The sequence below is a fragment of the Halosubterraneus shenae genome, assembly GCF_050510935.1.
GTDB lineage: Archaea > Halobacteriota > Halobacteria > Halobacteriales > Haloferacaceae > JBDGPU01.
Genome location: NZ_JBNLVO010000001.1, coordinates 307,594 through 321,273, shown reverse-complemented (window position 1 = coordinate 321,273; position 13,680 = coordinate 307,594). Strand labels below are relative to the sequence as shown.

Here is a 13,680-nt window from a genome sequence, read left to right as displayed (position 1 = left end):
TATGGCTTAAAAACGGGGGACCACGAAGCGGCGCCCCCCACGGGCAGGAGACGTGGGTTCAAGTCGCTCCGCCCAGAAATCTACCTCGTGAAACGGGACCGAACGGAGATCGCCGATCCAGGGCGAACGACGTCGCGACGAGCCGCACTGAAGGCTGCAGGCGGGCTGGGAGTTGCTGGGCTGGCCGGCTGTCTCGGTGGGGGCGACCAGACGCCGGACAGCATCACGCTCGGCACGCTCAACGTGTTCCCGATGATGCAGTGGTTCGTCATCGAGCAGCAAGGCTGGTACGACGAGGCGCTCGACGTCGAGGTGAACGTCGAAACCTTCGGCGGCGGCCCGGGCGTCATCCAGGCGTTCGCCAGCGAGGAGATCGACTTCGCGTACGTCGGCATCAGCCCGGGCGCGATCGCGATCGCGAAGGGCATCCCCTCGAAGGTCGTCGCCGCGAACGTCGTCGAACCGAACGTGATGGTTGCCAACGAGACGTTCCGCACCCTCTGGGCCGAACACGGCAAGGACGCCTTCGCGAAGTTCCGCGAGCAGGAGGGGCGCCGCCCGTCGTTCGCGACGCTCCCCGCGGGCTCGACGCCGGACGTGTTCCTGCGGTACTGGATCACCGAACAGCTCGGCCTCGACCTCGAGGAAGCCGTCAACGTCAAACGGATGGGAGCGAGCGCGCTCCGCTCCACGCTCGTCTCCGGACAGGTGGACGGCGGCAGCGTCATCGAGCCGATCCGGACGCTCCTGATCGAGAACACCGAGGGGATGCGACCGTTCCGCTACGCCGGCGAGATCATGCCTGGCCAGCCAGGGGCGGTGCTCCAGCCCAGCCAGTCGCTCATCGACGAGCAGCCGGGGATCGTCGGCTCGCTCGTCGAACAGCACGTCCGCGCGACGGAGTTCATCAGGGCGAACCGAGAGAAAGCGGCGGCCATGGCCAGCGAGTCGGTCGGCGAGGACGTGTTACCGGAGGACGTCTCGAAACGAGCGATCAAGTCGCCGGCGTCCACCTTCATCAGTGACCCGCACCGGATCGTCGACAAGACGCTCGTCTACAACGATTTCCACCAGCGGATCGGCAAGGTCGACGAGGACCTCTCGGAAGGGGACGTCTTCGACCACAGCTTCTACGAAGACGCCACATGAGCGCTGACTCGTCGGTCGCCGAGGGGACCTCCGGCCTCCTGCTTGGGGACGCAGAACGCGCGAACGGGGTTCGAACGCTGGGGATCCAGCTGGGCGCGCTCGTCGCGTTCGTCGTCGTCTGGTGGCTCGGTGCGTTCGTGAGTCCGCCGCGGATCCTCCCGGCGCCACCGGCGGTCGTCGCCGTCCTCACCGCGGACGTCCTCTCGGGACAGCTGTTCACGCTCATCGTCCAGAGCCTGCTCCACTACGTCCCCGGCCTGTTCATCGGTAGCGCCTTCGGGATCGCAGCCGGGTTCGCCGTCGGCTGGAGCCGCCTCGCCGAGCTCACGATCGGGACGGTGGCGCAGGTGCTACGCCCGATCCCGCCGCTCGCGTGGATCCCCTTCGCGATCATCTGGTTCGGCCTGAATCACGCCAGCGCGGCGTTCCTCGTCGCGATCGTCACGTTCTGGATCACCTACTACAACGCCGAGGGCGGCGTGCAGGCGGTCGACCAGCAGTTCCTCGACGTCGCCCGGTCGCTCGGGACGACGAGCGACGCGCGGCTCCTGCGGAAGGTCGTCTTCCCGAGCGCGTTGCCGGAGCTTTTCACCGGCTTCCGGACCGCGGCCGGGCAGGCCTGGATGGTGATGGTCGCCGCGGAGCTCATCGGTGCCCCCGGCATCGGCCGACACCTGTGGGACGCCGCGAGCTTCCTGAGCACGGACGTCGTCATCGCGTACATGCTCGTCATCGGCGTCCTGTTCCTCCTGACCGACCGGCTCGTGCTAGCAGTCCAGCGCCGGGTGATAACATGGCAATGAATGGCGCCGGTGCCGGCGCTGACGACGGCAACAGCAACGACGGCAACAGCAACGACGGCAACAACAACGACGTCGGCGGCGACGTCGTCACCGACGGCGGCGCCGAGGCTACCCGCGAGATCGAGGTCGACGACGTCTCGAAGGTGTTCAGCGAGGACGGCGGCGCGATACAGGCCCTCGACGGTGTCGACTTCGACGTCCACGAGGGGGAGTTCGTCTGTATCGTCGGCCCCTCGGGCTGCGGGAAGAGCACGCTGTTCCGGATCATCGCCGGCCTCGAGACGCCGACCGAGGGCGAGGTCCGGGTCGGCGGGCGGCGCGTGACCGACCCCGGCCCGGACAGGGGGATGGTGTTCCAGGACGACGCGCTGTTCCCGTGGCGGACCGCCTACGAGAACGTCAAATACGGCCTGGAGGAGGTCGGCCCGCCGGCGGGCGACACCGTCGCGGAGCGGGCGGAGTACTGTCTCGAGCTGGTCGGACTGGCCGAGTTCGCCGACAGCTACCCGAAGACGCTCTCCGGCGGGCAGCGCCAGCGCGTCGGCATCGCCCGCGCGCTCGCGGTCGACCCGCCGACGCTACTGATGGACGAACCCTTCGGCAGCCTCGACGAGCGCACGAAGACCTCGCTGCACGCGGAGCTGCTCGACATCTGGTCGACGACCGAGAAGACGGTCCTCTTCGTTACCCACGACGTCGAGGAGGCGGTCTACCTCGCGGACCGAATCGTCGTGTTCACCGACCGACCGGGCTCCGTCGCGGAGGAGATCGACGTCGACGTCCCGCGCCCACGCGACCGCACGAGCGACGCGTTCGTCGAGGTCAAATCCCGCGTCCTCTCGCACTTCCGGGAGTAGCGTCCCCCGTCCGCCCGGCTCCGAGACTCCCTCTCTACTATCGGTCCGGCGCCCTCTCCGCCAGCACCGGTATCTCCGCCAGTCGCTCGTCCTCGAGCGCGTCCCAGTCGACGCCGTCGGGGCGGTCGTCCGGCGTGGCCGTCCGGATCGTCCGCTCCGGCGTAACGATCAGGTCCATCGGCACGTCGTGGGCGTCGGGCGCCGGCGCCGCCAGCTGCCCTGACACCTCGGAATCCCCTTCGCCGGCGACGATCTGGCGTTCGTGGACCGTCGTCGCGACGGTCGTGTCGGCGTCGACGGCGTCGATCTCCCGGAGCAGCGCCCACTCGAGGTCGCTGTACCCCTCGCCCTTCCCGATCCGGGCGCCCTGTTCGGTGACGGCGACGGAGCCGGAGACGACCAGGTCGACGTGCGCGACCTCGTCCGGACCGACCGGCGTGCCGTGCGTCGAGATGCCCGAGACGGTCGTCGCGTCGTCCACGTCGTCGACTTCCGCCGGGTCGAGTTCGAGGAACGGCTGCGCGTCGCGGAGCCGCGGCTGGGCGACGTAGAGGGTCTTCCCGGCACGGAGGGCGGCGCGGCGCACGGGCAACTGCGGCGCGTCCGGGTTCGCCTTCACCGTCTCGGCCGCGTTCCACGCCGGGGTGTCGGCGAGTCGCTCGGCCGCGTCGTCGGCGCCCGCGAAGTTCGGGATCCGGTCGTGGGGCGGGAACGGGAATCGGGCGATTCCCTCCTCGTCCAGCGCGTCCCAGATCCGGTCGCGAACGACCTGTTTCTCCATGCGCGTTGCTATGGCGGCCGGATCCAAAGGGGTCGCGATCCGGAGGGCTAGGGAGGGCGGGGAGGGGCCGGGCCACGGCCGGGGCAGGGTCGGAGTACGGTCGCACACGGACAGAGAAAGTCACAGCACCTGCCACTACCTCCGGCCTAATACGGGCAGGCCACGTACGTCCCAGCATGTCCGACCGCATGCATCTGAATCTCTTCACCATGAACTCGGTGGAGCACGTCTCGCCGGGCTCGTGGCGGAATCCGGGCGACCAGTCCCACCGCTACACGGACCAGGACTACTGGACCGAGGTCGCGCGCACGGCCGAGCGCGGCGGCTTCGACGCGGTGTTCTTCGCCGACGTGCGCGGCATCTACGATGTCTACGGCGACGACCGGGACACGGCCATCGAGAAGGGCGTCCAGACCCCGGCCAACGACCCGCAGCTGGTCATCCCGGCGATGGCGGAGGTCACCGACGACCTCGGCTTCGCCGTCACGCGCTCGACGACGTACACCCACCCCTACCAGCTCGCCCGCGAGTTCTCCACGCTCGATCACCTCACGGACGGTCGCGTCGCGTTCAACGTCGTCACCTCCTACCTCCAGTCGGCCGCCGAGAACCTCGGGCTTCACGAACGCATGGACAAACAGACGCGCTACGACCGCGCGGACGAGTTCCTCGACGTCTGCTTCAAGCTCTGGGAGGACTCCTGGGAGGACGACGCCGTCGAGATCGACCGCGAGACCGGGCGTTACTCCGACCCGGAGAAGGTCCACGCCATCGACCACGAGGGCGAGTTCTTCGACGTGCCCGGCCCCCACGGCTGCGAGCCCTCGCCCCAGCGGACGCCGGTGATCTACCAGGCCGGCTCCTCGGACCGCGGGCGGGACTTCGCCGCGCACAACGCCGAGGCCGTCTTCGCCAGCCAGCCGACCGAAGAGGGCGTCCGCGAGTACGTCGAGGACGTGAAGGGCCGGGCGGCCGACGCGGGCCGGGACCCCGAGGCGCTCCGCTTCTTCATCGGCGTCGTTCCCGTCGTTGGCGAGACGGAGGCGATCGCGCAGGCGAAGTACGAGAGCTACAAGGACAACGTCGACGTCGAGGCCACGCTCGCGCTGCTCTCGGGCTTCCTCGACATGGATCTCTCCGAACTCGACCCGGACCAGAAGGTCGAGCACATCGAGACGGACGCGATCCAGGGCACGATGAACGCGTTCACGAAGGCCCAGCCGGACCGCGAGTGGACCGTCCGCGAGGTCGCGGAGTTCTGCGGGCTCGGTACCACGTCGCCCAAGATCGTCGGCACCCCGGAGCAGGTCGCCGACGAGCTGGAGTACTGGTACGACGACGTCGGCGTCCACGGCTTCAACGTGAAGGAGGTCGTCCGCCCCGACTCGCTGCAGGACTTCGTCGACCTCGTCGTCCCCGAGCTGCAGGAGCGCGGCCTCGCCCGTGACCCCGACGACTACGAGGGCGACACCCTCCGCGAGCGGCTCCAGGGTGCGGGCAACCCCAACCTGCGCGACGACCACCCCGCGAAGCAGTAGGGCCCAGGCGGTTTCCGAATTTCGGCTGTTTCGAGACTCTCGGGCACTTGATCGACAGAAACGGATCACAACGTGTCGGGGATTGCTGCCGCCCCCGGCACCCTTAAGTAATCGCACCCGTTGGATTCAGGTGACGCTTCGTCTGGAGGGCCGAAGCGTCAGCGGGGACCTATCGGGCGGCACGCCAGGGCCGTTTTTGGCCGGGCGTGCTGCCTTTCCTTTCGACGCTATACTGGATAGCGGTGGCTTTCGTATTCGTGTCGTTCGGGTCAGGTGCCGAGCCATCGCTATGCTTCGGTTGGTCGGCTATTGGCGGCGAACCACTCAGCATGCCCGGAAAGCCCCAGCCGCTGACCGGTCGTGCTTATAAATGAACTTGGCTGTCGGCGCTAGAGTCACCACTCGGCACACCCAGAAAGCCCCAGCCGTTGCGCGGTCGCTCTTATAAATGAACTTGGCTGTCGGCGCTAGAGTCACCACTCGGCACACCCAGAAAGCCCCAGCCGTTGCGCGGTCGCTCTTATAAATGAACTTGGCTGTCGGCGCTAGAGTCACCACTCGGCACACCCAGAAAGCCCCAGCCGTTGCGCGGTCGCTCTTATAAATGAACTTGGCTGTCGGCGCTAGAGTCACCACTCGGCACACCCGGAAAGCCCCAGCCGTTGCGCGGTCGCGCTGCTCGCTGCGCGCCTCGCCAGCTCACTCGCTTCGCTCGTTCGCTGGCTCAGTGCTTACGTCGCAGGGCTTCCCGCACAACGGCTGCCCCTTTCAGTCCCGCCCCAGAGTGGTGGCCGGGCGTCGTTCGCGCCGGCTGGATGGCCGGCGACGTGCGCCGGCTGGCCGGCGTGCGGTGCGGGGCGGCCGGCGCGCGCGAGCAACGCGTGCGAGGGAGGGCGGGGCGCGCCGAGCGGTGCGTTGCGGAGCCGGCGCGCCCCGGCCGAGGCTGGGGAGGTCCGAGGTATTGCGGTTGCTGTGTGGAAGCGGTTGCGGTGGCGGTTGCTGTGCGGTCGCGGTCCTGGCGGACTGAAAGGGCGACGGCCGGTCGCGGTGTAACGGAGTCGCTGAGCCGACCTCTATCCGCGCCGAGCGGTGCGGAGAGGCGCGGATATGTCGCTCAGCGACCGCGAGCGGCCGAGGGCTTTCTGGGTGTTTGCGGTGCTGTCCAGCGCAGCAGCGTCTGCACCTGTTCATCCACCTTATAAACGAACCCGCTTGAACTAGTCATATATAAAAGGCACAGCCAATCGCGAGCGACGCAAGTGCGGGAGAAGGGATTTGAACCACGGTCGCTCCACCGCACTGCAGCGCTCCCTGATTCAAATCCCTTCACGGCGACGAGCTCGCCGCTCGCGACGGTGCTCGCGGCGAGAATGCGGGAGAAGGGATTTGAACCACGGTCGCTCCACCGCACCGCCGCGCTCCCTGGTTCAAATCCCTTCACAGCGACAAGCTCGCCGCTCGCGACGTTGCTCGCGGCGAGAATGCGGGAGAAGGGATTTGAACCCTCGAACCCCTACGGGAGCGGGTCTTAAGCCCGCCGCCTTTGGCCAGGCTCGGCCACCCCCGCGCATGCCGTGATTTCGGTGGGATAGCCAAACCCCTTTCGATAGGCCGAGTCCGGCGAATCCGGCGCCCGACGCTATCGCTCGACCGTGATCGTCGTCTCCGCGGTCAGCCGCTCGGCGCCGTGCACCGCGCCGATACCGACCGAGAGGGTGTGCTCGCCGGGGTCGGCGGCGCGCCACTCGGTCTCGGACTCCTGGATCCGCTGGGACCAGGTCCGGTGGAAGCGCTTGCGCTCGGCCCGGTCGAACTGGAAGCGCGTCTTCTCCTTCGCGGGCGGCTCGTGGACGGCCGAGGACTCGACGTTGCCGTCGACCGCCCACGTCCAGCGGAGCGGCGTCTCCGTCACGAGGGTGATCGGGAACGGCAAGCGATTGCGGAAGGTGACCCGGAACGGCACCGGCTCGTCGACGGCGAACCGGTCACGCTGGGTCTCGATGTCCACGTCGATCGCGAACGGCCGGAGTCGCGTGGGAACCAGCGCGTGACTCAGGTTCCCCCAGTTGACGTGCGAATCGGAGCTCTCCAGGGACTCGCTCGGGGAGAACGGGTCCTCGTCGTCGCGACGGAGCGCCTCCGATTCGTAGATACGTCGCATACGTGGGGAGAGGCGGTCGGCGTGGGTAAATCCAGCGTTCGACGGGCTGTCCGCCGTTTCGGACGTTCTCGGGCGCGGTTACAGGAACGCCGGCGTCGCGGTCGCCCACAGCGCGACGGACTGGCAGTAGCCGAAGATGAACGACAGCTTCCACGGGTTCGACGTCCCGCGGAGCCGGGCGACGGCCAGCGCGGCGACGAGCCCCAGCGCGGAGATGCCAAACGGCGCCGCGCCGGGGATGCCGGGCACGCTCGCGCCGCCGCCCAGGTACCGGAAGAGGGCGACGTTAACGACGGCGAACGCCGCGAACCCGACCCACGGCGGCGCCGACTGGACGGCCGACCGGACCTGCGTGGCGTCGACGTCGCGACCGCCGACCCGCGCCAGCCCGGCGACGAACCGCCCGAGCGTCGAGAGCGCGGCCCGCGTCGTCAGCAGGAAGCCGAGCAGCAGCGGGCCGGCGACCCAGGGTAAAAGCGGCACCGTCACCACGGCCAGCACCGCGGAGACGGCCGCCACGAAGCCGAAGCGCGTCGGCGAGTCCGCGAGCCGTGTGACGGAGCCGGTCTCTCCGGCGCCGGTGTAGCCCGCAGCCAGCAGACGGTAGTTGCCCCCGCGCTCGAGCCAGACGACGGCGGGGCGGTCCGCCAGCGCGAACGGCGCGCCCGTCAGCGCGTTCGACGATAGCCGGGAGACGTGCCCGGTTTCGACCGCGTCGGTCCCGGCGGGCGACCGCGCAAAGACGAAGTCCAGCCCGCTCGTCGGGTCCGACTCCGTCCACGTCGCGGTCCACGCGCCGGCGTCGCCGACGATCCGGAGCTGCCCCCCCGAGCCGAAGCTCGCCGCCTCGTCCCCTGACGCTCCGACCTGTACGATGGAGAGATCGGTCCACGCGAGCACCGGCGCGGCGCCGTTGCCCTCGCCATCGGCCGAGCCGGTCCCGCCACTGCCGCCCGTCGCGCCCGCCGCGACGTCGATGACGGGCGGGCGGTTCGTCGACCCGAGCGAGGACGCCCCGCTTCGAGCGTCGCCGACGCGCTCACCGGTGATCGGACCACTCCCCGTCGAGTCCACGACGGCGAGGTAGACCCCCGTCGTCGAGGCGTTCCCCCAGGCGACCGCGAGGTCACCGTTCGGCTCGGCGTCGATCGCCGGCGCGTTGCGGCCGGTCGTGGCACCGGGGATCGCCCGGCGATCGATGGAGGCGTTGCCGTCGGTGGTGCCGTCGTCGCCGGCGGACGCGGTCCCGTCGACGAACGCGACCCGCCCGACGAAGCCGCCGTCCTCGTACGTGCGCCAGGCCACGGCGGTCCGATTCGGGAGGAGCGCGACGTCGACGTACTCCGCGCGAGTCGTTCCCGCCACCGAGACGCGTCGGAACGAGCCGTCGCCGGTCTCGGCCGCCTCGGTGGCAGCGTTCGCGTCGCCGGCGACGACGCTCGCGGGACCCTGCCAGAGGAGGACCTCGTCGGCGTCAGCGTCCTCGACGCCGACCGCGAGGCGGTCGCCACGGACGGCGACGTCGACGTCGCGCAGCTCCGCGTCCGTCCGGAGGAGCGTCCGCGTCCCCGTCACGACGACGTCGCCGTCGATCCGTTCGAGGCCCGCGAGTTCGACCCGGTAGCCGTCCGCGTCGCGTTCGACCCAGGCGACGACGCTGGGGGCCTGCCCGTCCGCGCTCCCGTCGGCGGCGTCGCCGCCGCTCGCGGCGCCAGTGCCGTTGCTGGGGCCGGCCGCGGCGACGGCGGGGACGTCCGTGGCGGCGCTTTCGCTCAGCGTCGCCAGTTCGGTCGGTTCGGACCAGTCGCCACCGAGTTCGCGACCGACGTCGGTGTACGCGAGCTGTGCGCCGACCGCGAGCGAGAGGACGACGGCGGCGATCAGGAGGATGCGGGCGTATTTGCGGGGAACCATTGGATATGAATGTGAATCTGCTGCTGGGCGGGCGAAACGCCGTCGGTTGAAAAGCGGTGCGTCAGTGCAGGGGCGCGGACACGGCGTCGGCGGGCTGCCGGCGGATCGACGACCGGGACTGACGCCGGTCGTCAGTCCATGCCGGTTTCGACTTCCTCGTAGTACGGGCAGCCGATCCCGTGGGTACCGCCGGCGTCGACGAGGTCCGGGTGGTCGTCCCACTCGGCACACTCGTCGTGCGCGATGGGACACCGCGTGTGGAACTTGCAGCCGTTTGGCGGGTCGATCGGCGAGGGGACGTTCCCCTCGAGGATGACCCGGTCGCCCTCCCACAGCGGGTCGGGCTCGGGGATCGCCGACAGCAGCGAGCGCGTGTACGGGTGGTACGGCGGCTCGAACACTTCCTCCGCCGTGCCGAACTCGACGATCTCGCCGAGGTACATCACGGCGATCTTGTCCGCGATGTGCTCGACGACGCTCAGGTCGTGCGCGATGAACAGGTACGAGAGCCCGAACTCCTCCTGGAGGTCCTCCAGGAGGTTCAGGATCTGCGCCTGCACCGAGACGTCCAGCGCCGAAACGGGCTCGTCGCAGACGATGAACTCGGGCTCGACCGCGAGCGCGCGGGCGATGCCGATCCGCTGGCGCTGGCCGCCGGAGAACTCGTGGGGATACCGCGAGGCGTGACTCGCCTGCAGGCCCACGGTCTCCAGCAGCTCCTCGACGCGCTCCTCGCGCTCCTCGCCCTCGGCGAGGCCGTGGATGTCGAGCGCCTCCCCGACGATGTCGGAGATGGTGAGCTTCGGGTTCAGCGAGGCGAACGGGTTCTGGAAGATGAACTGGACGTCGGTGCGGTAGTCCCGCAGCTCCGACTCCGAGAGCTCGGTAAGGTCGACGCCGTCGTAGTAGACGGAGCCCTCCGTGGCGTCCTCGAGGCCTAACATTGTGCGGCCGAGCGAGGACTTGCCACAGCCGGATTCGCCGACGAGGCCGACGGTCTCGCCCTCGCCGATCTCGATGTCGACGCCGTCGACGGCCTTCACCCATTCCTGCTCGCCGAGCATCCGGTCGAGGAACCCCTCCGTGTTCGGGTAGTGCTTCTTCAGTCCCTCGGCGCGGATGAGCGGCTCCTCGCCCTCGTTCGCCATGGGCGTCTCCATACTGTCCGTCGTCGCGTCGTCAGTGCTCATTGGTCACCTCCATCGTCGTCGCGAATTTCGATGTCGAAGTCGAGTCCCTCCTCCAGGTCGCCCGTGTACTCGAGACAGGCTGCGGAGTGGACGGACGGGTTTGCCCCCTCGACGGTCTGGCCCGTCTCGGTGTCGACGAGCGCCGGGTCCTTCTTCGTACAGGCCTCCTCCGCGTAGGGACACCGCGGGTGGAAGCTACAGCCCGGTGGTAACTGGACGAGGTCCGGCATCGTACCGGGGATCGTGTCCAGCCGATCGCGGTCGTCGCCGATGCGGGGGATCGACCCCATCAGCCCGACCGTGTACGGGTGTTTCGGCTCGTAGTACACCTCCTCGACCGGCGCCTTCTCGACGGCGCGGCCGGCGTACATCACCATCACGCGCTCACAGAGCTCGGCGACGACGCCGAGGTCGTGGGTAATGAGCTGGATGGCGACGCCGAACTCCTCGGAGAGCTCCTCGAGGAGCTCGAGGATCTGCGCCTCGATGGTCACGTCGAGCGCCGTCGTCGGCTCGTCGGCGATGATCAGGTCGGGGTCACACGAGAGTGCGATGGCGATCACCGCGCGCTGCTGCATCCCGCCCGAGAACTCGTGCGGGTAGTCGGAGTAGCGCTCCTCCGGATCCGGGATACCGACCTTGTCGAGCATCTCGACCACGCGGTCGCGGACCTCGTCGTCGTCGAGGTCCATGTGGGTCCGCACGGCCTCGGCGATCTGCTCGCCGACCGTGTACACCGGGTTCAGCGCGGCCTCCGGCTCCTGGAAGATCATCGCCATCTCGCCACCGCGGAGGCGGCGCATCGCGTCCGAGGGCGCGTCCAGCAGGTCGACGTGGCCTTCCTCGACCGTGATCGACCCCTCTTTGAACTCCGTGGCGACCTCACCGGAGCGGTCACGCACGATCTCGCCGGGGTCACCGGCCGTGTCGGGACCGGAGACCTCGTCGATGTGGATGTAGCCGTCACGCGTCTCCGTCGCGACGCCCTCGGGGAACTCCCGGGCGAGCTTCGCGACGGCAAGCTCGGAGTGGAAGCGGATCTCGCCGGACTCGATGCGACCCGGCGACTCGATGAGTCGCATCAGCGACAGGCTGGTCACGGACTTGCCGGCACCGGACTCCCCGACGACGGCGAACCGCTCGCCACGGCCGATGGTGTAGGAGATCCCGTCGACCGCTTTCACTTCGCCCTCCTCCGTGTAGAAGGAGGTCTCGAGCCCGTCGACCTCGAGCAGCGGTTCATCGGCCGAATCGAGGTCCTCGAAGCCCTCGGCGGGCGTGGACTCGGCAGCGTTACGGGACGCCATTAGCGGACCCCCCGGTCGCCGCCGGACTTGTCTTGCGGATCGAGCGCGTCGCGGACGCCGTCACCGACGAGGTTGATCGAGAGCACGAACAGGAAGATGGCGAGACCCGGGAACACCGTGATCCACCACTGCCCCTGTACGAGCGTCTCGCGGCCGGACGAGAGCATGCTTCCCCACTCGGAGGTCCCCGGCTGGAGCCCCAGCCCGAGGAAGCCGAGCGCCGCCGCGGAGAGCACGATCGTCCCGATACCGAGCGTCGCCTGGACGATGACCGGGGCGAGCGCGTTCGGGACGACGTGCCGGAAGATGATCGAGCGGTCGCGGGCGCCGAGCGCCTCGGCCGCGGTCACGTACTCGTTCTCCTTGACGGAGAGGATCTCACCCCGGATCAGGCGTGCGTAGCTGATCCAGACGACGAGCACTAACGCGAGGATCATCTTCCAGAACCCCTGGCCCAGCACCGAGATCAGCGCGATCGCCAGCACCAGGAAGGGGAACGAGTAGAGCACGTCAACGATGCGCATGATAACCTCGTCGATCCAGCCGCCGTAGTAGCCGGCGATGGAGCCGAGCGGCACGCCGATGCTCAGCGCGATAGCGACGGTGATGAAGCCGACGGAGAGGCTAAAGCGGCCGCCGTACATGACCCGGGAGAAGATGTCCTTCCCGGACCAGTCGGTGCCGAAGGGATGCGTGAGCGACGGCGGCTGCTTCAGCGCGTCGAAGTTCGACGCGCCGGGGTCGTACGGCGCCAGCGAGAACGGCTGGACCGTGAAGCCGGCGACGTCGATCGGCCGCGCGAAGACGGCGGCGAACGCCATGATGGCGATGATCGCCACGCCGATGAGGGCGGTGCGGTTTCGTTTGAAGCGGCGCCACGCGCGGGCCCGCCGGGAACGGGCCATGTCGCTGCCTTCGGGCTCCCACTCGTACAGCTCGCCACGCTCGGCGAGCTGTTCGGCGTCGAAGCCCTTCACGCGGATACGACCGCGGTCGTCAGTCGGGGAACGTTGGGTTTCCTGAGACATATATCAGTATCTGATTCTGGGATCGAGCCAGGCGTAGGTGAGATCGGCGAGCAGGTTCGCGAGGACGATGGTCGTCGCGATCAGCATGACGATGGCCTGGATGATCGGGAAGTCACGCTGGATGATCGCGTTGATCAGCATCCGTCCGAGACCGGGCCAGGAGAACACCTGCTCGACGACGACGGCGCCGTCGACGAGGAAGGCGATCTGCAGAGCGGCCACGGTGACCACGGAGATCATCGAGTTCCGCAGGACGTGTTTCAGGATCACCGTTCGCTCGGAGAGGCCCTTCGCGCGGGCCGTGCGGACGTAGTCCTTGCTGAGCTCCTCGACCATCGACGAGCGCGTCAGGCGCATGATCAGGGCGGCCGAGGCCGTCCCGAGCGTGATCGCCGGGAGGACGCTGAACTTCATCATCGCGAGGCTGAACAGCGGCTTGTCCGGGGGAATAACCCGGAACAGCTCCAGCTTCACGGAGAAGACAAACAGGAGCATCAGGCCCAGCCAGAAGTTCGGCGTCGCGATGCCGAGCAGGGCGGCCACGCGGCTCACTTCGTCGGCGGTCTCGCCGTTCTTGACGGCCGAGACGATCCCCAGCGGGATACCGATCCCGATGGCGATGAAGAAGCCGAAGAAGCCGAGCGCGAGCGTGTTCGGGAGGGCGCCGGCGATCGCGGCCGAGACGGAGCGGCCCGAGATCACGGACTCGCCGAAGTCGAAGACTGCGGCACCCTTCAGCCAGAGCCAGTACCGCACGTAGATGGGTTCGTCGAGGTTATACTGGGCTTCGAGTTGTGCTCGCAACTCCGGCGTCGAGTCCTGAAACTGCAGAACGTAGTCCACGACGTTGCCCGGGAGCAGCTCCACGAGCGAGAACGTAAGCAGTGACACCCCTAGCAGGACCGGGATGGTCACGAGCACGCGTTTGATGAGATATCGTTGAAGCGACATA

At 68.5% G+C, this 13,680-nt stretch carries 10 protein-coding genes, 1 tRNA gene and 1 pseudogene; 4 read left to right on the top strand and 8 right to left on the bottom strand.

Annotation, left to right across the window (positions count from 1 at the left end):
* Nucleotides 1-87: 87 nt before the first annotated feature.
* Genes ACQE3M_RS01445 through ACQE3M_RS01435 form a run of 3 tightly spaced genes read left to right on the top strand, consistent with a single transcriptional unit; the run spans nt 88 to nt 2,809 of the window.
* Nucleotides 88-1,149 (top strand): ABC transporter substrate-binding protein, encoded by a 1,062-nt coding sequence (locus ACQE3M_RS01445; RefSeq protein WP_430503687.1) that lies wholly within the window; start codon nt 88-90, stop codon nt 1,147-1,149.
* Nucleotides 1,146-1,952, top strand: coding sequence for an ABC transporter permease (locus ACQE3M_RS01440; protein WP_430503686.1), 807 nt, complete (start codon nt 1,146-1,148; stop codon nt 1,950-1,952). The genes ACQE3M_RS01445 and ACQE3M_RS01440 overlap by 4 nt, the downstream gene beginning before the upstream one ends.
* Nucleotides 1,949-2,809, top strand: coding sequence for an ABC transporter ATP-binding protein (locus ACQE3M_RS01435; protein ID WP_430504027.1), 861 nt, complete (start codon nt 1,949-1,951; stop codon nt 2,807-2,809). Before ACQE3M_RS01440 ends, ACQE3M_RS01435 begins: the two co-directional genes overlap by 4 nt.
* Before the next feature lie 37 nt (nt 2,810-2,846).
* On the opposite strand, the gene ACQE3M_RS01430 is transcribed toward ACQE3M_RS01435, so the two are convergent.
* Nucleotides 2,847-3,590, bottom strand: coding sequence for a 5-formyltetrahydrofolate cyclo-ligase (locus ACQE3M_RS01430; protein ID WP_430503685.1), 744 nt, complete (start codon nt 3,588-3,590; stop codon nt 2,847-2,849).
* A gap of 176 nt (nt 3,591-3,766) precedes the next feature.
* On the opposite strand from ACQE3M_RS01430, the gene ACQE3M_RS01425 reads away from it, so the two are divergent.
* Nucleotides 3,767-5,128, top strand: coding sequence for an LLM class flavin-dependent oxidoreductase (locus tag ACQE3M_RS01425; protein WP_430503684.1), 1,362 nt, complete (start codon nt 3,767-3,769; stop codon nt 5,126-5,128).
* Between the two features lie 1,482 nt (nt 5,129-6,610).
* Here ACQE3M_RS01425 and ACQE3M_RS01420 read toward each other — a convergent pair.
* The 7 genes and pseudogenes from ACQE3M_RS01420 to ACQE3M_RS01390 all read right to left on the bottom strand — a co-directional run bounded on the left by ACQE3M_RS01420 (nt 6,611) and on the right by ACQE3M_RS01390 (nt 13,679).
* Nucleotides 6,611-6,695 (bottom strand) — tRNA-Leu (locus ACQE3M_RS01420).
* Between the two features lie 72 nt (nt 6,696-6,767).
* Nucleotides 6,768-7,289, bottom strand: coding sequence for a hypothetical protein (locus ACQE3M_RS01415; protein ID WP_430503683.1), 522 nt, complete (start codon nt 7,287-7,289; stop codon nt 6,768-6,770).
* Nucleotides 7,290-7,367: 78 nt separating this feature from the next.
* Nucleotides 7,368-9,203, bottom strand: a complete 1,836-nt coding sequence (locus tag ACQE3M_RS01410; RefSeq protein ID WP_430503682.1) for a hypothetical protein — start codon at nt 9,201-9,203, stop codon at nt 7,368-7,370.
* A gap of 194 nt (nt 9,204-9,397) precedes the next feature.
* Nucleotides 9,398-10,351 (bottom strand): annotated as a pseudogene (locus ACQE3M_RS01405) (ABC transporter ATP-binding protein); the annotation flags it as partial.
* Nucleotides 10,352-10,389: 38 nt separating this feature from the next.
* Complete coding sequence (locus ACQE3M_RS01400; protein WP_430503681.1) at nt 10,390-11,700, bottom strand: ABC transporter ATP-binding protein; 1,311 nt, start codon at nt 11,698-11,700, stop codon at nt 10,390-10,392.
* Nucleotides 11,700-12,728, bottom strand: a complete 1,029-nt coding sequence (locus ACQE3M_RS01395) for an ABC transporter permease (protein ID WP_430503680.1) — start codon at nt 12,726-12,728, stop codon at nt 11,700-11,702. Before ACQE3M_RS01395 ends, ACQE3M_RS01400 begins: the two co-directional genes overlap by 1 nt.
* Nucleotides 12,729-12,731: 3 nt before the next feature.
* Nucleotides 12,732-13,679 carry an ABC transporter permease gene (locus tag ACQE3M_RS01390; protein ID WP_430503679.1) on the bottom strand — a complete coding sequence of 316 codons (948 nt, stop codon included), beginning with the start codon at nt 13,677-13,679 and terminating at the stop codon, nt 12,732-12,734.
* Between the last annotated feature and the right edge of the window lies 1 nt (nt 13,680).